This window comes from Candidatus Zixiibacteriota bacterium (genome assembly GCA_040752815.1).
Lineage (GTDB): Bacteria > Zixibacteria > MSB-5A5 > GN15 > FEB-12 > JAGGTI01.
In genome coordinates this window covers 63,002-83,756 of the sequence record JBFMGC010000005.1, presented here as the reverse complement: position 1 = coordinate 83,756, position 20,755 = coordinate 63,002, and the positions used below count along the sequence as shown (strand labels likewise).

At 58.8% G+C, this 20,755-nt stretch carries 18 protein-coding genes; 9 read left to right on the top strand and 9 right to left on the bottom strand.

The features are described 5' to 3' along the window. Window positions 1–25: 25 nt before the first annotated feature. From AB1772_02750 to AB1772_02735, 4 genes are all read left to right on the top strand, one after another. Entirely contained in the window at window positions 26–895 is an 870-nt protein-coding gene (locus tag AB1772_02750) for an alpha/beta hydrolase (GenBank protein ID MEW5795257.1), read from the top strand. A gap of 54 nt (window positions 896–949) precedes the next feature. Then, window positions 950–1,939 (top strand): polyprenyl synthetase family protein, encoded by a 990-nt coding sequence (locus tag AB1772_02745; protein MEW5795256.1) that lies wholly within the window; start codon window positions 950–952, stop codon window positions 1,937–1,939. A 96-nt stretch (window positions 1,940–2,035) separates the two neighbouring features. Beyond that, complete coding sequence (locus tag AB1772_02740; GenBank protein MEW5795255.1) at window positions 2,036–4,207, top strand: hypothetical protein; 2,172 nt, start codon at window positions 2,036–2,038, stop codon at window positions 4,205–4,207. A 239-nt stretch (window positions 4,208–4,446) separates the two neighbouring features. After that, on the top strand, window positions 4,447–5,589 hold the full coding sequence (locus AB1772_02735; GenBank protein MEW5795254.1) for a saccharopine dehydrogenase C-terminal domain-containing protein: 1,143 nt from the start codon (window positions 4,447–4,449) through the stop codon (window positions 5,587–5,589). Between the two features lie 6 nt (window positions 5,590–5,595). Here the strand turns inward: AB1772_02735 and AB1772_02730 are convergent, their stop codons facing one another. The 7 genes from AB1772_02730 to AB1772_02700 all read right to left on the bottom strand — a co-directional run bounded on the left by AB1772_02730 (window position 5,596) and on the right by AB1772_02700 (window position 10,689). Beyond that, window positions 5,596–6,333 carry a prepilin-type N-terminal cleavage/methylation domain-containing protein gene (locus AB1772_02730; protein MEW5795253.1) on the bottom strand — a complete coding sequence of 246 codons (738 nt, stop codon included), beginning with the start codon at window positions 6,331–6,333 and terminating at the stop codon, window positions 5,596–5,598. After that, window positions 6,330–7,493 carry a prepilin-type N-terminal cleavage/methylation domain-containing protein gene (locus AB1772_02725; GenBank protein ID MEW5795252.1) on the bottom strand — a complete coding sequence of 388 codons (1,164 nt, stop codon included), beginning with the start codon at window positions 7,491–7,493 and terminating at the stop codon, window positions 6,330–6,332. Before AB1772_02725 ends, AB1772_02730 begins: the two co-directional genes overlap by 4 nt. A gap of 9 nt (window positions 7,494–7,502) precedes the next feature. Beyond that, window positions 7,503–8,732, bottom strand: a complete 1,230-nt coding sequence (locus tag AB1772_02720) for a carboxypeptidase-like regulatory domain-containing protein (GenBank protein MEW5795251.1) — start codon at window positions 8,730–8,732, stop codon at window positions 7,503–7,505. A 2-nt stretch (window positions 8,733–8,734) separates the two neighbouring features. Beyond that, on the bottom strand, window positions 8,735–9,493 hold the full coding sequence (locus tag AB1772_02715) for a type II secretion system protein (protein MEW5795250.1): 759 nt from the start codon (window positions 9,491–9,493) through the stop codon (window positions 8,735–8,737). A gap of 254 nt (window positions 9,494–9,747) precedes the next feature. Further along, the gene (locus AB1772_02710; GenBank protein ID MEW5795249.1) at window positions 9,748–10,047 is read right to left on the bottom strand and encodes a 2Fe-2S iron-sulfur cluster-binding protein; all 300 of its coding nucleotides are present in this window, start codon (window positions 10,045–10,047) and stop codon (window positions 9,748–9,750) included. Between the two features lie 11 nt (window positions 10,048–10,058). Next, entirely contained in the window at window positions 10,059–10,313 is a 255-nt protein-coding gene (locus AB1772_02705; protein ID MEW5795248.1) for a DUF2480 family protein, read from the bottom strand. 16 nt (window positions 10,314–10,329) lie between these two features. Then, a complete protein-coding gene (locus AB1772_02700; protein MEW5795247.1) occupies window positions 10,330–10,689 on the bottom strand; it encodes an iron-sulfur cluster assembly accessory protein in 360 nt (119 codons plus the stop codon). A gap of 346 nt (window positions 10,690–11,035) precedes the next feature. Here AB1772_02700 and AB1772_02695 point away from each other — a divergent pair, with 346 nt between their 5' ends. Both AB1772_02695 and pdxS read left to right on the top strand, forming a co-directional pair. Further along, entirely contained in the window at window positions 11,036–11,446 is a 411-nt protein-coding gene (locus AB1772_02695; GenBank protein MEW5795246.1) for an Rrf2 family transcriptional regulator, read from the top strand. Between the two features lie 168 nt (window positions 11,447–11,614). Continuing rightward, complete coding sequence (pdxS, locus tag AB1772_02690; protein MEW5795245.1) at window positions 11,615–12,511, top strand: pyridoxal 5'-phosphate synthase lyase subunit PdxS; 897 nt, start codon at window positions 11,615–11,617, stop codon at window positions 12,509–12,511. A 95-nt stretch (window positions 12,512–12,606) separates the two neighbouring features. Here pdxS and AB1772_02685 read toward each other — a convergent pair whose 3' ends face one another. Next, window positions 12,607–14,979 (bottom strand): hypothetical protein, encoded by a 2,373-nt coding sequence (locus AB1772_02685; protein ID MEW5795244.1) that lies wholly within the window; start codon window positions 14,977–14,979, stop codon window positions 12,607–12,609. Window positions 14,980–15,225: 246 nt separating this feature from the next. Here AB1772_02685 and AB1772_02680 point away from each other — a divergent pair, with 246 nt between their 5' ends. The 3 genes from AB1772_02680 (at window position 15,226) to AB1772_02670 (ending at window position 19,554) form a co-directional block, all read left to right on the top strand. Then, window positions 15,226–15,702: a hypothetical protein gene (locus tag AB1772_02680; GenBank protein ID MEW5795243.1), complete on the top strand. Its 477-nt coding sequence runs from the start codon at window positions 15,226–15,228 to the stop codon at window positions 15,700–15,702. 60 nt (window positions 15,703–15,762) lie between these two features. After that, window positions 15,763–16,593, top strand: coding sequence for a PKD domain-containing protein (locus AB1772_02675; protein MEW5795242.1), 831 nt, complete (start codon window positions 15,763–15,765; stop codon window positions 16,591–16,593). 366 nt (window positions 16,594–16,959) lie between these two features. Further along, window positions 16,960–19,554, top strand: a complete 2,595-nt coding sequence (locus tag AB1772_02670; protein ID MEW5795241.1) for a thrombospondin type 3 repeat-containing protein — start codon at window positions 16,960–16,962, stop codon at window positions 19,552–19,554. A gap of 45 nt (window positions 19,555–19,599) precedes the next feature. Here the strand turns inward: AB1772_02670 and AB1772_02665 are convergent, their stop codons facing one another. Further along, on the bottom strand, window positions 19,600–20,733 hold the full coding sequence (locus tag AB1772_02665) for an HRDC domain-containing protein (protein MEW5795240.1): 1,134 nt from the start codon (window positions 20,731–20,733) through the stop codon (window positions 19,600–19,602). Between the last annotated feature and the right edge of the window lie 22 nt (window positions 20,734–20,755).

Below are 20,755 nucleotides of genomic sequence, written 5' to 3'. Positions count from 1 at the left end.
TATTGCCATAATGAGATTTCGCAGGATGATTCTCACGGTTTTGGTAGCTGCTGCCGGAGTATATCTGCTCCTTTGCCTGCTTGTATATCTGTTTCAGGATCGGCTCATATTCCTGCCCAGCCGGGATATCGAAATCACTCCTGACCAGATGGGCTGGCGGTACGAGGATATTCGCATCCCGGTGGCGACGACAGAGTACATCCACGCATGGTACTTCCCAGCGGATTCGAACGACATCACGGCGAAAACCGTTCTGATTGCCCATGGCAACGCGGGCAATGTCTCTCACCGGCTGGGCACCGCACGCCTGTTTCTCGACATTGGCGCCAACGTGCTTTTGTTCGATTATCGCGGCTACGGCTGCTCCGACGGTCAGCCCTCCGAGGCGAATGTGTACGCTGATATTCGCGCGGCCTACGAGTGGCTGCTCGAAACCAAACAGCTCCCAGCCCAGAACATATTTCTTTTTGGGCGGTCTCTCGGCGGCGCGGCGGCGGTGGAACTGGCATTGCAGGTGGAATGTGGCGGCGTGATTCTCGAATCGACCTTCACGTCGGTGGCTGATATCGGCCAGAAGCTCTATCCGTTTTTGCCGATCCGCCTGCTGACACGCACCGGATTTGACTCGATCGCCAAGATCGGGCGTCTTAATTGCCCGGTTTTGGTGGCGCACTCACCGGTTGACGAACTGATTCCGTATCAGATGGGCCGTGCGCTATTCGAAGCGGCTCGTGAACCAAAGCTGTTTTTCGAGATGCAGGGCGGCCACAACGAGTTGGCTTCAATGGACAACGAATTGTATCGCAAAACGTTGTCCGGCTTTCTTGCGGGAAATCCCGCGCTATACACCAGACCGGCGGAGCGTAATCTGCCGGGCGGGTCCCAAACCGATTGACACGAGCAAGCGGGAGCGTTTTAATGGGCGGGCGCAGCGGAGAAAACTCGACCTATGACCAGACTTGATTCCGATCGCTTGGTTGAATACACGGAACCGGTCCGCCCCGATCTTGAAGCTTTCGACTCCCGCCTTCACGATTACTTGCGCGGCGACACTCCCCTTATCTCCTCAATCGCGCGGCACCTGCTGAGAACCAAGGGTAAGCGGATTCGCCCGGCATTCCTGTTTCTGTCGTCGAGAGCCGCCAACTATTTTTCAGACCGGGCCATTGACGCGTCGCTGTCAATTGAATTGATCCACACCGCCACGTTGCTTCATGACGACGTAGTCGACGAGTCGGAGATGCGGCGCGGCCAGGAGACGGTCAATCACAAGTGGAAGAATCTGATTTCGGTGCTGATGGGTGATTATATTTTCGCCAAGGCTTTTCGCATTATGGTCGGCACCGGTTCTATGGAGCTCATAAGCGCGATATCTCGCGCGACCGAGAGGCTTTCAGTCGGAGAGTTAAGGCAGATTGAAGAGACCCGGAATTACAGCCTGTCCGAGGAAGAGTATTTCGACATCATTGCCGACAAAACTGCCTCGCTGTTTGCCGTCTCCTGTGCCACCGGACCTATCCTGGCGGGCCAGGACGCGGCGGAGCAACGGTGCTTTTCCGATTTCGGCGAGAGAATCGGCACCGCCTTCCAGGTAGCCGACGATTTGCTCGATTTTGTCGGCGACCCGGCGATCACCGGCAAAGAACCGGGGATCGATGTTCTCAACGGTCATGTCACGTTGCCGCTTATCTACTCCCTCAAAACCGTGGGCGAGGCGTCACGACGGGAAATCGTGGGGATACTCAAAAGCGGCGAGGACGAGGATTCCTTCGACAGAGTTTTTGCTTTCGTGCAGGAGTGCGGCGGCCTCGACTATGCTTCGCGCCGGGCCTTCGATCTGAGCGAACAGGCGATTGAGTCTATCGCGCATGTGGGACGCTCTGTCTACTATGACTCCCTGGCCAATATGGTACGGTACGCCGTCGCACGGGCTTCTTGAACCCGCTGCCTCCGCGGAATTTCGGTTTTTCGCAGGGGTGGGAGAGTCAGTTTTGTTTCGCTCGACAGCCCTGTCATACTGTATAATCAGCACACCATGCTCGGCCTGAAAGATATCAGCGTTAGTTTCCTCACCGGACAGCCGGTATGGGTCGTTCTCGGAGGCCTGGCGCTTCTTGGGCTCACGGGGCTGTTGTACTGGCAAACTAACCCCCCGCTCTCACTTCGACTGAGAATCGTGCTGGGGGCGATTCGCGTGATAGCCGTTCTAACATTGATAGCGGCGCTCTCGGAACCGGTGATCGGATATGCTCGCCATTTCGAGCGCCCTCGAAGAACGACAATTCTGATTGATCGCTCTGCCAGCATGGGTAGGCTCGAAAACGGCCTTACTCGCGCCGCGCGGGTCGATTCGCTGCTCAACACCGATGCCATACGCGCTCTTTCGGCCTCGAGCGAAATCACTCCTCGGTACTTCGCGTCGGGCGTCGGCGAACGGCCCGAGGGGCTGGACCAGAACCAGACCGCGCTCGGCTCCGTGCTGCAGGAACTCAACCAGCAGGAACTGGCTCGCCCGGCTGATTACTGGCTGCTTTTGTCCGACGGCAACAGCAATAGCGGCCCTCACCCGGTCGAAGTCGCGGCCGGCTTGAAAACTCCCATCATAGCAGTTGGAGTGGCATTGAGCGGGGCTTCGGCGGACCTGGCGCTCGACGCTGTCGACTTTAACGCCATCGCATTTGTCGGCTGCCCGACCGAGTTGAAAGTCAAGCTCCGATGGAGCGGGGCACAGCCGGGGCCGGTCTCTGCGAAGTTGCTCGATTCCAATCGTGTGGTGGCCGACAACCGGTTGCAAATAGACCAGGAATCCGGTCTCGCCGAGGTGTCGCTTCGCTACGTACCCACACGACCCGGACAGGTGCTGCTAAACGTCAAAATCGATCCCCTCACGGGCGAAACCGACACCCACAACAATGCGCGCACGATTAGCGTCAAGGTCCTGAAGAGTCGAGTCGCAGTGCTTCTGGCGTGCGAGAGTCCCGATTACGAGGTCGGTTTTCTCAATCGCTTCTTGAGCCAGTCGGATCGATACGAGATAAACCTGGTCGTGCTCGGCTCAAGGGCAGGCAACATGGCCGGGCGATTCCCCGACCAGCAGACCGAATTGAACCGGTACGATTTGGTCATCCTCTACGATCTCACGCCGAACCGGCTGGAAAACCTCCATGAGCTGCTGAGATCATATCTCGCGGAGCGCGGCGGCGGCCTTTGGGTTTTCATGGGTCACAGGTTCGCATCCGGAGAAACGCCCGCCCGCGCCGGGGAACTGCTGCCCTTCTACCCGTCAAGTCGCGCTGATATCGTCTACACTCCGTTTCACGGCGCCCCGGTCGAAGGGCAACTCTTTCACCCTACCGTACGCCTCGGCGACAGCCGCGCCGATATCCGCCAGATATGGGCCGGACTGCCGCCGTTTCGCATGATCGTGCCGTGCGATCAGACCGCCCCAGGCGCCATTGTCCTTGTGACCGCATCGGGCACTGCCGATATCGATGACGGTCTGCCGATCCTCGGCTATCGCCGACTAGGGCCGGGAAAGATCATGGCTGCTGCCGCCGCTCCTCTGTGGACCTTGGGGTTTGAGACGCTCAGCTATGGCGGCGACCGGGAGGCGTACGCAAAAGTAGTAGAGGGTACCGTCACCTGGCTGACCGTGCAGGACGATTTCGATCCGATCCGGGTAGCGCCCGAGCAAGCGGTCTACCGTCGCGGCGAGCCGGTCCGCTTCGACGGGTACGCGTACGACCCGGGATATCGCCCGATACCGGGTGTAACCGGCACGGTGACACTGTCACCCTCCGGTGGCGGGGATGCGCTCGAAACGGATTTGCTCGAGGCCGACGAGGGCAAGTTGCGGGGCGAGTTTGATAACGTCCGCCCCGGTGAGTATACGTACCAGGCTGAGCTAATGCGCGAAGACCAGCTTATCAAGACCAGCCAGGGGCGGCTCTTGGTCGAATCATTTACGGCCGAAGAGTACGACCAGCAGGGCGATCCCACCACTCTCGCTTCTATAGCCGCCGCAACCGGAGGAGATTATCATGACTTCCGTGACTTTGTGAACGCAGTCTCCGCACTAGATACCCGAGCTGTCACTGTGACCGAGGAGCGAGAGATCGTACTGTGGGGCAAACTCTGGCTTCTGCTTGTTTTCATCGGGACGCTTGCCATTGAATGGGGTCTCCGGAAGTTCAATCATCTGTTGTAGCCATAGCCGGGTCTGGTGGCCCATCCGCTTGCGGGTGGGGGGCTGGACCGAGTGACCCGGTGGTTGGCGTACGTCCTCGTGCCCCAACAAGGATCGGACATGGCGCACCGGGAGGTACGCCACGCACGTGAACACATCGTGCGCCAACACGGAATACTCATAGTTGCTTTTTGGCGGGATACTGTGCAACTTAGCGTCCCACTGAAGTCTGGCACCAGGACACAGGAGACAGAACCAAAATGAAAATGGCAGTAATTGGAGCCGGCCAGATGGGCCAGGCGGCTCTCTACGATCTGGACCGAATAAGCGACATCGATCAGCTCGCGGTCTTCGATATCGACACCGAGCGGGCTATCGATGTCAGCCGTCGTTTCAGCAGCGGCCGGGCGATCGCCCAAAAGCTCGATGCCGGGGATGAGAACGCGGCAGCGGCGGCGCTTCGCGGGTATGATTCGGCGGTGGCCTGCACCACCTATCAGCACAACCCCGGCCTGACCCGCGCCGCAATCAAAGCGGGCTGCCACCTGGTCGATCTCGGAGGCAACAACGACGTTGTCCGCGCACAGTTGAACATGACTGCCGAAGCCGAGAAAGCGGGCGTAGTCGTCATCCCCGACTGCGGCCTGGCGCCCGGTATGGTTTCGCTGATGGTCGCCGACGGTTTCGAGCGTCTGGACAAGGTGAAGTCGGCACGTATCCGTGTGGGCGGCCTGCCCCAGGTGCCGCGTCCGCCGCTCAATTATCAGATCGTCTTTTCGGTCGAGGGACTCATAAACGAGTACTGGGAGCCGTGTGTCATACTTGAGGACGGCCGCCGGAAGACGGTCAATCCGATGACCGCGATCGAACAGCTCCATTTCGATGGGATCGGTGAACTTGAGGCGTTCTATACTTCGGGCGGCACCTCCACGCTGCCGGAGACGTACGAGGGACGGATTGAGTTTCTCGACTACAAGACTATACGATACCCCGGCCACTGCCAGATATTCAGAGCAATGCTCGAGCTGGGCCTGGGTTCGCGCAAGGCTATCGATGTCGACGGCCGCCAGGTCGAGCCACGGGCCGTCTTCCGCGAGGTGCTCAGGCGGGCGCTGTCGTTCAACGACCTCGATATGGTGCTGGTGCGGGTGCAGATTGAAGGCGAAAAAGCGGGGCAGGCGAAATCGTTGACTTATGAAATAATCGATCGGCAGGATTCGAAGACCGGCTTGACTGCCATGATGCGCTGCACCGCTTTCCCTGCGGCGATTATCGCCCACATGGCGGCCTCGGGGCAGATCGCTGCGCGCGGCGTGAAGCCGCAAGAGGTGGTAGTGAAGCCGTCGGTGTTTTTCGCCCAACTAAAAAAGCGCGGCATCGACATGGCTCTGCGCGAGAGCTGATTGCACCTACCAAAGATCCGCAGGGAAGATCACGTCGAGCGTGATACCTCGGGCGGGGTAGACCGCCACCGGGTAGGTCATCGTGTCTGCGGTCGGTTCGTGGATCACCGACAGTGTATGGTTGCCGATAGGCACTCCGGTGTAGTTGAAACGGCCGTGGCTGTCGGGATGCTGCGACGACTGCATGAGGCTGCCGGAGCCGTCGGGGTACGTAAGCACGACTGTAACCGAGTCCACATAGAACGCGCCCGGAGGTTCATGATCGGCATCGGCTACCTGGCCTGACACCGCATTGGACAGCAGTGCAGAAGACGTTGCGGCAATCAGCTTATCGATATTGTTCCCGGAGCCGGTGGAACGGATAAGCGTGTCGGTGTAAGTGTAATCGACATTCCAGGCATCCTGCTTGAAATCGTTTGCGTTCAGACCGAGGGCCATGTACGGTCCGTCCCAGGTGCTCCAGCCTCCCGGATTTTGCACGAGGGCATCGAGATTTGGCGGCAGGGTGCCGTTGTCGCCCACAAACCCGAAATCGGTGCGAGCTCCATCGGAATACACCTCGGGGTTCCCCACGATTGCCCTGGCCAGCTCGTCCAGTTCCTTCTTGGTCTGTTCGTATTGCGCGGTCTGAATCGACTGGTTCATCTTAAAGGTGGCAATAGTGCCGATCACCCCGATTACCAGAATAACCACAATTATCTCGATCAGCGTAAACCCGCGTGAGTTGTATGTTATTGGTCTCATGGACAATTCCCCGTAGTGAATTCGAAAGTGGAGCCGTCCGACAGCGTGACTGTAAATGCCGTGTTGTCAACGTCGACACCTGCACCGCCGACCGGATTTGATTTGAAAACGTCTATCATTATTTCAATGCTCTCGCCGTCGGCGATCGTGCGGCTTGTCGTGAACGGGGCCAGGTCGCCACTTCCATTAGCCGGGTTGTTCTCATCGAATACGGTAGCACCGGACCATTTCACATACCGGTAGTATCCGGTGAGTCCAGTGTAGCTGAGCGTGAGCGATGAGATATCCACCGGGCCGCCGCTCGTGTTCAGAATCCAGAATGTGAAGCCATGGCAGTCGGCCACCAGCGTATCCGAGGCCGGTACGAAGATAATTCCGCCCCCGCCGGTAGTGTCATACCAGACGTCGGAGGTCAGATGATACTCGCTGTAGGGAGATGATCCCGGTGCGATTGATACAATTCGATGAAGCGTATCACCAGTCGGTGTATAGACAATCGCTATCCGGTGATTGCCTATCGGGAGCGAGTCAAACGCGAAGTATCCTCCCGCATCAGGGTAACCAGTCACGCCGGTGACTGCGCCTGCGCCATCGGGGTAAAACAGTTGCACTTCAACCGAATCACAATAGACACTTCCGGGCGGCGTGCCGCTTAAATCGGTGACTGTGCCGGAAACGCTGTTAAGCAATAACTCGGCTGTCGAATTGGCTACCCGTCGCACGATGTTGCTGCCGGAGCCGGTAGAGGTCAACGAGACGCCACTGTAGTTATAGGTCACGCCCCAGGCATCAGTCTTGAAATCGTCCGCAGTCTGAGTGAATCGGTTAGCGACGTACGGCCCGTTCCAGGTAGCATAGCCTCCAGGGTTGGTGTACAGGGCATCGAGATTTGGCGGCAAGGCGCCGATATCGCCCACGTATCCAAAGTCGACCCGCACTCCATTGTTGTCGAGTTGCGAGTTGCCAACCATCGCCAGCGCTAAAGCGTCAAGTTCGTGTTTCGTCTGTTCGGTTTTGGCGGTTTCGAAGAGCGCCCCGCCGGTGCGCAGGACAGTGGTTGCCAGGATGCCGATGATCACGATCACCAGCACCAGCTCAACCAGCGTGAAACCGCGATCGACAAATGAGCTTCTCCGTATGGTGACTCTATGCTCGGACATGACAAAGTCCTAATTGCTGTAGACGACCTCAACCCAGACCTGCGTACAGTAGCCGGGGAAATTGCTGTTCTGGCCGCTCAACCGTATACCGGCCTGCAAGTTGGTAATGTCAGTCCACGTCCACTGGCCTCCCGATGGGCGGGTGGCCCACGATTCGCCGTAGATGGCATAGCTACCGGTCAGATCCTGGGTGCTGCCACGATACTCGGTTCCGCCAAGGTAAACCACGAGCATTACCTGGCCAAGGGTCTGTGTCCGCCGGGCCCTGCAATACACTGTTACTTCCTGTATCGTCCCGGCTCCGAATGCGGGGTCTTCAAGCGCATACACGTCGGTGGCGAAGGAACTCGAGGCACGAATGACGATACTGGCGTCGCCGTCCGGCGATGACTCCTGGACACACTGGTAATTGGAGGAGCAGCCCGAGCTGGTCAACGCTGTCAGCGAGCCGGCTCCGTCCGGTCTCAGGGTAAGCGTATCCGTGGCCGTCGCGCCGCCGAAGTATGCACCAGAGAATCGATAGGCAACTGTTCCCCGGTGACGAGGCAATACGGTTAGATATCGGATGACGGTATCGGTCTCTGGCTGGAACACCGCCCGGACCGGATGCTGCCCGACCGGGATCGAATCCAGAGTGAACTGCCCGGCGGCGTTCGGATGGTAGGTTTTGGTCGCCAGTCCGCCGGTACCGTCGGGGAATGTTATCGTGATATCAATCGAGTCGGCCCAGGTTGCGCCCGGCAGCTCGTTGGCGGCGTCGAGAATCGTCCCGTTGATTCGGTTCAACAAGTAATCCCCGGTGGCGTCAGCTATCTTCTCGGTCAGGGTCGTGCCGCTGCCGGTCGAGGTGATTGTAATGCCGCCCGCGTAGCTGTAAGGCGCACCCCAGGCGTCGAGCTTGAACCCAGTGGCATCTTGCGCGTAGGAAGCCGCCAAGTACGGCCCGACCCAGGTTCCGTAGCCGCCCGGATTGGTGCGCAGAGCATCGAGATTAGGTGGGAAAGCGCCGATATCGCCAACATATCCAAAGTCGCTGCGCTGGCCATTTTGGGTGAGCGATGGATTCCCCACGATCGCCTTGGCCAACAGGTCCATTTCTCGTTCAGTGCTAGTCCGGCGCAAGTCATCGACCGAGGCGGTCATAGACTGCATCGCTACTCCGGCAAGAATGCCGATCACAACAATCACGACCACCAGTTCGATCAGACTGAAGCCGCTATTTGACTGGAAGCCTGCCACGTTCAACTACCGGTCCAGAGATTTTCGGCCATCGACATTTCGAGATAGCTCACTGCGCCGGGGGTAACGACAATCTGTCGGGCGAGGGTATCGGCGGTCGGGAGATAAACAAGCCTCAGCAGATGGATGCCGATTGGCACCGAATCGAATTGCGCGAATCCGCTGGGCTGTGGTTGAACCGTTCTGACCGCTACTTCGCCGCTGCCGTTCGGCACGGTCAGGAGGAATCTGAGCGAATCGTCATAAATCGTCCCTGGGGGTGTGCGGTCAATATCGGTCACGACCAACCGTACCGGGTTGTAGAGCAGGTCGGCGACCGAGCCGGCAAGTTGCCTCGTGAGAATGACGCCTCCGCCGGTCGACGTTATAGACACGCCGCCGGAGTAAACGAAGGCCCCGCCCCAGGCATCGTATTTGTAGTTTGTGCTCGCGCCGCCACTGGAGAATTGATCGCCGATATACGGCCCCTGCCAGGTGGACCAACCGCCCGGGTTGACCGCGAGCGCGTCCAGATCAGGCGGCAGACCGCCGACATCGCCGACATAGCCAAAATCGGTTCGTGCGCCTGCGGCGGCCAATTCAGGATTGCCGGCGATGGCGTGAGCCAGGCGATCGAGGTCCTGGCGAGTTTGTTCTATCCTGCTGGTCCGGTTCACCGCGGAAAGGGATCTCAGGCCGACCGTGGCCAGGACGCCGATGATTACCAGCACCAGCACCAATTCGATCAAGGTGTACCCTCGGTTTGATTCGAAATCGGCCATACGCACCTGCCTGTCAGGGCCAAAGACCCATCGTAGTGATTATCGGCAGAACGGGGCGATTTCTCGCCAGTGCAGGTAGCGGTTGCGGCAGGCCTCGGTCCGGTCGCCTCAAGCAACCGGACAAGAACCTGCCGCAACTTTTCTAACTTATGGGAAAGCCTCTCCTCGATTGCCCGTGTATCGAGGAAGGATCTAAAAGGGTCAGACCGGGAGGTCTTCCGCCCACGATTTAGGAGATATTGGCGGGGATGGCGCTAGATCACCCGGCCTGGCGGTATGCGCACCACCAGGTCGGACTTCACGATACATTGGCAGGCCAGGCGGGACTGGGCGGTCAGATTGTCGGCCTCTTCGAGCATCTCCGCTTCGTCGTCAGAAACGGCGTTAAGCGTCTCAAACCCCGACTCGACAATTACGTGGCAAGTGGAGCAGGCGCAGTTGCCGCCGCAATTGTGATTGAGAGGGATATTATTGTCGAGGGCAGCGTCGAGTACCGATATCCCCTCGTCGACCTGCACCTCGACCTGGTCGGGCAGGAAGGTGACTTTTGGCATCGCGGGGGACCTCATCGGTCGCTTCGGTACACCACGACGTTATCGTGCTCGTTGCCGTACCTGACTGACCGGGCTACTCCTACCAGGCGGGCTGCGATCGCCATATAGGCCCAAGGCGGCGTGATGACATCCCCGCAGCCGCGGACCAGCACTCTCCGACCGCGATACTGCTCCCAGTCATGGTGGCCGATTCCGTCGAGAAATTCATCCTGGCGGAACATGTCGGATTGCAGGAATTGGTCCGGCTGGACGATGCTGTATTCCATCGATGTCGGGATACGATCAGCAGGTAAACGACGAGCCGCAGCCGCAGGATCGTTTGGCGTTGGGATTGGAGAATTTGAATCCGCCCCCAAGCAGGCCGCTCTCGTAGTCTACGACGCTCCCCTTGAGGTACATGAGTGCCTTGAGGTCGACACGGACCTTGAGACCGTCGAATTCAAACTCGCGATCGAGATCGGAGGCCTGATCGTCAAACATCATCGAATACGAAAAGCCGGAACATCCGCCGGTGGTCACTCCGAATCGGAGGAACAAGCCGGGTTTGTCTTCGAGCGCCATGAGCCGCTTGGCCTCGACAACCGCCGATGGCGTCATGGTCAGGATATTCTCGGTGGTGTTTATCTGGCTCTGTTGCAACATCTTGCTTCCATTCTCCAAGTAGCATCTCTTTGCTCTGCGGTCTGCCCGCAGTACAAAAACGTCTAACACACTCAGGCGCGGAATTGTTCGCATATTATAACTCGTTGTGGCGCAGCGGATTCTCTCCGGTTGTAGCAACCGGTCCCGACCGTTACGGGGGGCCGCTCTTTGATTGACCACAGGGTCAAAGTTGCGAAAAAGATAGATTTTAGATGACTTTTTGATGGACTTGTCCAATCTTTTTTCGTATTGTCGCGTACCTTATGATGGAAGCGCGGGGCAACATAGCCATTATCGCCCCACCGAAGTCGTTTGGGATTGCTGAAACTGGAACAAGGAGATACACATGCAGCTATCACGCAAGGCCGATTACGCACTCAGAGCGGTAAAACATCTGTCCTCGCTGCCCAAAGGCAAACTTGGTTCGATCAACTCGATCGCCGCAGCCGAGGCCATTCCTCGTGAATTTCTCGCCAAGATTCTCAAAGATCTTACCCGGGGTGGTATTTTGGTGTCATTCCAGGGCGTGACCGGCGGCTATCGGCTGGCCAATGCCCCCAAGGATATTTCATTCCTCGACGTAATCGAGGCGATCGAGGGTCCGCTGCATATTAACTTGTGTACTGAGGGCGAGGCCTGCCCGTGCGACCGGGCCTCCGACTGCACCATGCGCGAATTCTGGACGACCCAGGAGAAGACCTTCAAAAAGGCGCTGTCCAAGCACAGCTTCTCGCGTTATCGCAAGACGGTACACTAAGAGGTTGCCGTCGTCACGATTTCCGGCGACCCGCCTCCGGGCGGGTCGCCTTTTTGTAACTGTTACAACAGACCGGCGGGGTCGACGTAATACGGTTTGGCGTTGTATGATTAATGCCCGGCGTGTTATATTATTAGTTGGGTTGCGTAAGCAGGAGATGAGACTATGATGAAGCAGTTTGAAGATAAGGCTCACAAGGTGAAAGTCGGGCTCGCCGAGATGCTCAAGGGCGGCGTGATCATGGACGTGACATGCGCCGAGCAGGCGACGATCGCCGAGCAGGCCGGCGCCGTTGCCGTGATGGCGCTCGAACGGGTGCCCTCGGACATTCGCGCCCAGGGTGGCGTGGCTCGTATGGCCAATCTCGACGTGATCGAGGCGATCAAGCGCGCCGTCACTATTCCGGTTATGGCCAAGTGCCGAATCGGCCACTTCATTGAGGCGCGCGTACTCGAGGCGATTGAGATCGACTTTATCGATGAGTCCGAAGTGCTTACTCCGGCCGATGAAAAATACCATGTCGATAAGTGGCCCTTCAAGGTGCCGTTCGTCTGTGGCTGTCGCAACCTGGGCGAGGCGCTGAGGCGCATTTCCGAAGGTGCGGCGATGATTCGCACCAAGGGCGAAGCGGGCACGGGCGACGTGTCGCAGGCCGTCAAGCATCTGCGTGAGATCGGCTCGGCGATGAAGGCTCTGACCGTTATGTCGCCCGAAGAACATTACGGCGCCGCCAAGGAATACCGGGTGCCGCTCGAGCTGGTTAAAGTCGTGGCCCAACTGGGCAAACTTCCAGTGCCGAATTTTGCGGCCGGCGGGATCGCTACTCCGGCCGATGCGGCGCTGTGCATGCACCTGGGAGCGGAGGCGGTCTTTGTCGGTTCGGGGATATTCAAGTCCTCGGATAAGTCGGCCGATCAGGAGAAACTCGCCAAGGCGATAGTCAGCGCCACCACCCACTGGCAGGATTACGGCATTATCGCTGAGTATTCACACGGCATTACCAAGACCATGGACGGCCAGGCGGCGCACTCGATACCGATCGAGCACCAATTGCAAACGCGGTAGGGGCTGATCCCCCATCGCATATTTCTCCTTCCCATCCGGGTGGGCCGACCGGCCCGCCCGGTGTCTTCTTCGGGGTCAGCTGGATCTGGTGGAGACTATGGCACCGCTCCCGCTGCCGCTGTGGTGTCCGCAAGCTCCGGGTAAAGATCTACAAGAATTCTCGCCATCGACGGGTCGAGGCCGTGGTGGATCGCCAGACGAAAAGCCCGCACCGCCAGCTCACGGTGCTGTTTGTAGGCATAGCGGTAAGCCAGTACCTGTACTTCCGACGGCTGGGGCGAGGCGTGCGATTCCAGCTTCTGAAGGTACGTGATCGAGCTTTCAATTCGATCGAGAAACAAGTCGATCGAGGCCAGCTCTACCAACGCCTCTGCGAGCGTGGTGTCGATCCGGAGCGCCTTGTGAAGCAGGCGCTCGGCTTGCTCGAGCGCCGCAGTTGCCATGGCGGAGTCAGATTCATAGTTGTCATATCCGGTCAGGGCATACGACTTACCGAGTCGCGTGAGCACCAGCGGATCGTCCGGGGCGAGTTCGTAGGCTTTGAGCAGGTGGTGCCGCACTGAGTCCAACTGGTCTTCCTGATCGAAACAGCGCGCCAGGTTGACGTATGCTCGCACCTGGTTCGGCTCCAGTGCGATTGCCTGGCGAAGGTAGACGGTCGCACTATCGGCCTCGTCGGTTCGAACCAGACTTTCCCCAATTCGATTCAGCATGGAGTAAGAGAACGGGCGTTCAATCCCGTGGACGACCCGGTCTATCCAGTACTGCTCGGTGGCGCGAATATCCTCGGGGGTTATCTCGTACTCGCGTCGGTAGAAACCGGCAGTTTCGTCGCTCATCATCCCGTAGTTGAGGGAGAAGGACTCGAGGTACGCTTTGGGAGGATAGCGGTCGTGGGCCATGAGGCGAAACTTGTGAGGTTTTACCTTATGGCGGGCGATAACATAGTCGTTCAGCCCGAAGGCATCGATAATGGCGACTTTGGGGAATACCCAACCCGGTACACCCACCGACTGAAAGGCCGCGATGGGAAACTCTCCGGCGAGCGGGGGAGACGCGAGCGAGCGTTCCGGAAAGCGCGCCTTGAAATACTCGTAAAACACTTTGTGTTCCTGGTGCCGCATGCACACGTGATGCTTGATCAGCCAGAACTGGAGTTCGTCAAAGGTTTGGGCGTACCAGCGAACCGGCGCGGGAAACTCGGGGGCTACCGGGATGAACATGATCCACGTCTCGCCGCGGGCGGTGTAGTCCTTGGTGACGAGCCAGTGAACCCACTGAATTGGCCAGGAGACGGCGAGGAAAAGCGCCAGCACGCACCCGGCCAGCCAGGCATCGGCCAGCAAACGGTTGATCATCCAGATGAACGACAGGAAGATCAATGGTACCAGGTAGCTGAATACCCGGTATTCGAAGTGATCCCCGCCGACCAGCAGAGTGTAATACGCTATATGCGCGGCGATCGTGCCAAGCACTATCACAAGCGCCAGACGGCGCGTGCCGAAGTCGGAGCGGTCAGCCACGGTGCTGCTTAACCAGGCGCGCGCCTTCGTCCTCCATTGCGCAGCCGATGGCGCCTCCTTCTTCATCCAGAGAATGCCAAGCCAGACCAGAAGCGCCAGCCACAACCAGAGGCCGAATTCCAGCACGAACGACGCAAGGTACCGAATACCGGCCTCGGGCCACGGCGCCGTATACTTCGCATAGTAGGTATTGGGCAGCCACTCCCCGTAGGTGAGTCGCCGCCATCCGAGGTGGATGAATGGGATAAGAAGCGGGGACAGGCTTGCGCCGGTTTTCCATCGCAGCCTGCCTTCCTGTTTTATGCCGGCAAGACGGTGCCCGACCAGGAGAAGCGTGCTCACCAGGATCAGGAGTCCATCCGGCCGCGACAGATGCAGCAGGGCTGCTACAAGCGTCATACCGAGGATCCAGACGGTGCCGCGCCGCCGAGGAATGACAGTCATGCCGATCCAGAGTAGAAACAGAAAATTGAACAGAGCGGTCTCGAGTCCGGAACTGGTCCAGGCGAGAAAGGTGCGATTGGTCAGCATCCCCGCCAGCGCGAGGGCGATCAGACCGAGCCGGTATTTCTCAAGCCGGTCAGTGAGGGACATCCGGAGTCCAAACCATGCAGTTACTACAATGGTTGCGAACGAGAAAACAAGAGAGAGGGTATTGGCAATGTCAGGGGGCTCAACGCCGAATAGCCGCCAGACAACATCAAGCAGCGCCACCCAGAGGAAGCTGGTGTACCCCTCGACCGGCAGAAAAGGGGGCGGGTTCCATACGTAGCCATGCCCCAGGACGCTGTTGCTGACGTAGCGAAACGCGATCATGGCGTCGTCGGTCATGAACCAGAACAACTTCCAGCCAAAATATAGACCGGCAGTGGCGACGATCACAATCAGGGCCGGCCCGATGGCGCGTGACTTCACGAGCATGATCTCACCCATTTTCTCCGACAAGCGGAACTCGGATGTACCTGAGATGATACGCCATGCGGTTTACTTTGGCAACTGGCGCGCGGAATACAGGCGCGGTCATAATGATCAATATTGCATTTTGAGACAAAAAAAGTATATTATCAACACTTAATTCAAGAGGTTAGGTACAACTCCGCAGAGAGCACACGAAAGGACCCCATGCAACGTTACTCCCTACTTGTCGTTGGCTTGGTCCTCGTCCTTTTGTCCGTAGCGCCGGCGGGAGAATTGAAGGTGTGTCTGGACGGTTCCGAGAAACCCGGTGAACCGCCCCCAGGCGCATTCCTCCCGGCTGCTCCGGATGATGGCGAGGCCGCCTACTCCGGTACCGTGAGAGTCTTCCTTGTGGAGCCGCTGGCCCGGTGGGTTGACTACAACGGCGACTTCTACCGGTACGGCTTTTTGAGTTTTCCGCTGGTATCCAACATCAACATGCTGGACGGCGATGTGGTCTATCGTACCGGCACCTGGGATGCCTCCACCACAAGCATTGCCGAAATCTTCGAGGAAAACATCATGGCGATTGGAGTGGTGTTCAGGTCGCAGGGCGTTCCCACCGATGCCAGTCCGCCGGAAGGGTACTGGTTTTCGGCGAAGTACACCGACGCCGCCGCGGCCGCCACTCCGGGTGTGCCGGGCCGCAGCCAGGCATCTCCACCCTATACCCATCCGGTTTTTATTCAGGAGTCTACGGCAACCTCGTGAGGGTATTGCCCTTCAGCGCGGTCTGCGCTGCACGAATTGAAATCATCAGGTTTGTATCCGATGTTGTACGTCGCCCTGGTGAGCGACATGAATCCTGTGGCCGATGCCTGGGTGGAGCAGTCGTATGTCACACCGACGCCGACCTGCTTTTTCGACGGCGGCTACAGAAACATGATGGGCGGATTTCCCACCCCGGGTCCATCGTTGGTTCCATACTATGAGCCGGAAATTGTCGCCTGCGCCCAGCGAGCGGTGCCCGCGCTCGATTTGCTGACTGCGATCGATTGGCTGGGCAATTACCAAGTAAGAGTCCACGTGGCAATCGGCAACGGTGTTCCTGCCAATACCGCGCCGGCGACTCCCGCGATCGCTCTCGGCGGCGGTCGCATCCCGCCTGAACAGATTATGACCTTTGCCTGCGAGGCAACCGATCCCCAGGCAAACATGATATTCTACCAGTGGGACTGGGGTGACGGTCAGATGAGCGGATGGCTCGGACCGTACAACTCCGGCGCCACCGCTGTAGCCTCGCACTCCTGGGCCGAATTCGGGAGCTACAGCGTAAGAGTCAAAGTGAGGGATCCGTTCGGTGAAGAGACCGCCTGGTCGGCGCCGGTTTCTGTGACGGTCTCCTGCTGTATGGGCAGGGTCGGCGACGCCAACCAGTCAGGCGAGGACGAACCGACTATTGGCGATGTCACTGCCATGATCGACGCCAAGTTCATCTCCGGTTCTTGCGACGGAATTCTGAGTTGCGTGGCCGAGGCGGATGTCAACCAGTCGGCTGCCGGTGATCCGACTTGCGAAGATATCTCGATAGGTGATATCACGATTCTGATTGACTACCTGTTTATCACCGGCCCAACCATGGGCCTGCCGAACTGTTTGTAGTCTCTTCTATCTAAACGTGAGCCCCGTCGCTCGACGGGGCTCTAACTCTCGCACGGTCGACGGCGGATGGCCTGGCGCGCGCCTGCCAAAGCTCTTTTTCACTTGACGCGGAGACTAAAAAGACCGATATTATCGCGTATTAGGTGATCACGTACTTCGTGATCATCGCACTGTCCGACATAGCTGACAGGGATCATCCAACGGCATCTGCCTGGCACCGTCAATGTGTCGGCGTATCGTCAGGTTGCTCAGACATCCTTTCGCAGACGCAGCCATCGACACCTTTCGATACTCATCTCTATCACCTCGTTTGCTGAAGAGATCAGATGACCCTTATAGGATTCATTCTACGAAAGGACCTGTTATATGTGTCGAGCGGCACTTCGGCGATCGGGGCGCTTCGGTTGGAGCCGGCTTCTGGGGCTGGTTGGGATCCTGGCGGCCGCAGCGGTTCCGTCGGGCGCCCACGGAGCCTGTGACTACGCCACGTACATCTTCTTCGGGGAAGACAACTTCGCGGACTTCGGTTCGTCGGTGCAATTTGCGGGCGATGTCAACAATGACGGATACGATGACATCGTAATCGGTGCGCCGGTTGCCGGCGACAACGAGAGCGGTGAAGTCTACGTTTACTCAGGCCGTACCGGCCGATTACTTCGTCATCTGCTGGGAGCCGCTGCCTTGGACAAATTCGGGGCGGCGGTGTCGACCGCGGGCGATGTCGATGGCGACGGGTATGACGATCTGCTGATCGGAGCGCCGGACAACGATGCCGTCGCGTCCGGCGCGGGAAGGGCGTACGTCTATTCAGGGCAGAACTGGACGCTACTGTATTCCCTAAACGGACAAGCTGCCAATGATCATTTCGGGTTTTCGGTCGCGTACGCCGGTGATGTAAACGGCGACTCCAACCCGGACGTTATAGTAGGCGCCACCGGCAACAGCGCCGGCGGAACGGCGGCCGGCCGGGCGTATGTTTACTCCGGGCCGACGGGATCGTTGATATGGACATTCACCGGCCCGGCAACGGCCTCGCAGTTGGGTAACGCCGTCTCGGGCGCGGTCGATGTCAACAACGACACCTTCGACGATCTCATTGTCGGCGCTTATTTCCATAACGCAGGCACCGGGCGGGTGTACGTATACTCAGGCGCCGACGCCACGGTGTTGCACACATTCAATGGTGCGGCTACGTTTGACGGATTCGGCTTCTCGGTGGCGGGACTTCGTGACATCAATGCCGACGGCTATGACGACGTGATCGTGGGGGCGCGCAATCATGATTTTGCGGCTACTGATGCAGGCCGGGTCTATGTGTACTCCGGACAAACCGGCGGGATCATCTGGACGTTCGACGGCGTTGGGGTTCAGGACTATTTCGGTGTTTCGGTGGCGAGGGCCGGTGATGTCAACAGTGACGGAATCGACGACATCCTGGCCGGTGGCTACGGTTACAACCAGGATGGTGTCGCCGACCGGGGTTTGGCCCGCATCTTCTCAGGCCAGACGGGCAGTCTGCTGTTCGAGTTTATCGGTGTGGATACAACGGAGTGGTTCGGGTTCGCCGTCGCCGGTGGGGGAGACGCCAGCGGTGATGGTCGGGCTGAAGTCATCGTCGGCGCTCTGCTCGAGGATTCCGGAGGTAATGACGCCGGAGCGGCTTATTTATTCCGTCCGGCTGATGATCTTGACGGGGATCTCATTACTGACGTGTGTGACCCTGATGTGGACGGGGATCTGGTGGCAAACGGAAGCGACAACTGCTCCCAGATTAACAACCCCGGCCAGGAAGATGCGGATGCTGACGGTGTTGGCGACGTTTGCGATAATTGTCCTAACACCTATAATCCTGATCAATCGCCCTCGGATGCCGACAACGACGGTGTCCCCGATGATTGTGACAACTGCCCTGCGCAGGCAAACGCCGGCCAGGAGGATGCCGACGGCGACGGTTCCGGCAACGTGTGTGACCTGTGCCCCGGATTCGACGATAATGCCGATGCCGATGGCGACAACGCCCCAGACGGATGCGATATCTGCCCGGGATTCAACGACTTCGCTCACACCGATGGCGACGGGATACCGGATGGATGCGATAACTGCCCGACCGTGGCCAATCCTGATCAGTTAAACACCGATCTCGATGCACTGGGCAATGCCTGCGATCCGGATGACGACGGTGACGGGATTCAAGACCCATCGGACAATTGTCCGCTGATCGCGAACAGCAACCAGGCCAACAACGACGGCGACTCTCAGGGTGACGCGTGCGACACTGACGACGACAATGATGGAGTCCCTGATACCGGCGACAACTGTCCGTTTGCGGCCAATGCCAATCAGCTCGATTCCGATACCGACGGCCAGGGCGATGTCTGCGATACGGATGACGACAACGACGGAGTCGCCGACGGTTCCGACAATTGCCCGCTGGTAGTAAATCCCGGCCAGGCCAACAACGACGGCGATCCCCAGGGTGACGCTTGTGACGCTGATGACGACAACGACGGGTTTACGGATGACGCCGACAACTGCCCGCTGGCCGCGAATGCAAGCCAGCTCGATACCGATCTCGACGGCCAGGGGGATGCCTGCGATACGGATGACGACAACGACGGTGTTGCGGACGTGTCCGACAACTGCCCGCTGGTGGCAAATGCCGGACAGGAGGACTTCGACGGAAACGGAGTCGGCGATGCGTGTTGCTGTGTCGGCAACGTGGGCGATGCCAACGGCAGCGGCGAGGACGAGCCCACAATCGGCGATGTTACGACTCTTATCGATGCCAAGTTCATCACGGGGACGTGTGTGGGAGTTATAGGCTGTTTGCCGGAGGCGGACATCAATCAATCGGCTCCAGGCGCTGCATCCTGTGACGATATTACGATTGGCGATATCACCAATCTGATCGATTATCTGTTCATAACGGGATTCTCGCTCGGCCTGCCCGACTGCCTGTAGGCCGAGCTTCGCAATATCGATCAGAGGACCGGTGGGCCTCCAGGTCTAAGTCTCGAAAACCTTGCTTGCCACCGGTAGCAGCAACTCTGTCTGCCAGTCCATTAGTTGGCCAGCTTTTTGGAGAGTGGACGGTGTGGTCGGGCGGGCGAGAGCTATGGCCTCAAGCTGCTTGCGCGATGCCACCAGCGACGGCTCCACGCCCAATTGTGCAGCGATGCGAGCGCATTCCTCGCGCAGCGTTTCCAGCTCGGGGCCGTACTCGGGGCGCACCTGATTGGCGCCCACGCGATAGAACGGCCACTTGGGCTCGCGCATCCGTCGCGCATGACGGATCGCTCCCTCGAGGCGCTGCAGGCGAGCGCCCTCACATGTGCGGGGCAGTTTGGGTTGCGGCAGCAGTTGATGACCGCGATCTTGTGAGGCCCACAGGGCGAGATCGATTATGAGTTGATTGCCCATGATCTTGAACGGCGGCAGGTCGGCTCGCTGCGCCTCCCGCTCGCGCCAGCGCCAGATTTCACGCACGAACGCCAGTTGGCGGCGGTCCATTTCGCTCAGGCCCTTAATGCGCCACACCCGGTCGGGATCGAGCGGTGGTTTGTCCGTGCCGGTGGCCTTGACCATACGGCGGCACGATTCGCGGTGCCATTCCAGCCGCCCCAGACGGTTCAGCTCGCGCTCCAGATGCTCGGCGACGGGAGCGAGATAGCGGGTATCATTGCAGGCATACGTGAGCTGGTCGTCGCCGAGCGGACGGCGCGACCAATCGGAGCGCTGCTTCTGTTTGGTCAGCTCGACGCCGAGGTACTGCTTCACCAAAGACACGAGGCTGCGCGCCTCGCCCTCGACCAATTGGGCAGCGAGCATCGTATCGAAAACTTCGCCTTTTGGTTTGAACCGATACCCGGCGCGGAGCATTCGCAAATCGTATTCCGCGCCGTGAATCAAGAGCTTTCGGGTGGCCAGCGAATCGAGTAGCGGATTCAGGTCAATATCGGCCAGGGGATCGACAATGTAGGATTCGTCGTCAAACGTCAGCTGAATCAGGCAAACTTTCTCATAGTAATGATGCAGGCTGTCCGCCTCGGTGTCGAGTGCAACCGTTCCGACGGCGCCAAGCCTGGCCGCCAGCGCCTGCAGAGAATCACTGTCATCGATGTAGCGGAAACGGCAGGGCATGGGGCATCGGCGCGTGGCTCAA

Excerpts from the sequence above, each read along its gene's own strand:
- AB1772_02750 (MEW5795257.1), top strand. The coding sequence starts at position 26 with ATGATTCTCACGGTTTTGGTAGCTGCTGCCGGAGTATATCTGCTCCTT.
- AB1772_02745 (MEW5795256.1), top strand. The coding sequence starts at position 950 with ATGACCAGACTTGATTCCGATCGCTTGGTTGAATACACGGAACCGGTC.
- AB1772_02740 (MEW5795255.1), top strand. The coding sequence starts at position 2,036 with ATGCTCGGCCTGAAAGATATCAGCGTTAGTTTCCTCACCGGACAGCCG.
- AB1772_02735 (MEW5795254.1), top strand. The coding sequence starts at position 4,447 with ATGAAAATGGCAGTAATTGGAGCCGGCCAGATGGGCCAGGCGGCTCTC.
- AB1772_02730 (MEW5795253.1), bottom strand. The coding sequence starts at position 6,333 with ATGAGACCAATAACATACAACTCACGCGGGTTTACGCTGATCGAGATA.
- AB1772_02725 (MEW5795252.1), bottom strand. The coding sequence starts at position 7,493 with ATGTCCGAGCATAGAGTCACCATACGGAGAAGCTCATTTGTCGATCGC.
- AB1772_02715 (MEW5795250.1), bottom strand. The coding sequence starts at position 9,493 with ATGGCCGATTTCGAATCAAACCGAGGGTACACCTTGATCGAATTGGTG.
- AB1772_02710 (MEW5795249.1), bottom strand. The coding sequence starts at position 10,047 with ATGCCAAAAGTCACCTTCCTGCCCGACCAGGTCGAGGTGCAGGTCGAC.
- AB1772_02705 (MEW5795248.1), bottom strand. The coding sequence starts at position 10,313 with ATGGAATACAGCATCGTCCAGCCGGACCAATTCCTGCAATCCGACATG.
- AB1772_02700 (MEW5795247.1), bottom strand. The coding sequence starts at position 10,689 with ATGTTGCAACAGAGCCAGATAAACACCACCGAGAATATCCTGACCATG.
- AB1772_02695 (MEW5795246.1), top strand. The coding sequence starts at position 11,036 with ATGCAGCTATCACGCAAGGCCGATTACGCACTCAGAGCGGTAAAACAT.
- pdxS (MEW5795245.1), top strand. The coding sequence starts at position 11,615 with ATGAAGCAGTTTGAAGATAAGGCTCACAAGGTGAAAGTCGGGCTCGCC.
- AB1772_02675 (MEW5795242.1), top strand. The coding sequence starts at position 15,763 with ATGTTGTACGTCGCCCTGGTGAGCGACATGAATCCTGTGGCCGATGCC.
- AB1772_02670 (MEW5795241.1), top strand. The coding sequence starts at position 16,960 with ATGTGTCGAGCGGCACTTCGGCGATCGGGGCGCTTCGGTTGGAGCCGG.
- AB1772_02665 (MEW5795240.1), bottom strand. The coding sequence starts at position 20,733 with ATGCCCTGCCGTTTCCGCTACATCGATGACAGTGATTCTCTGCAGGCG.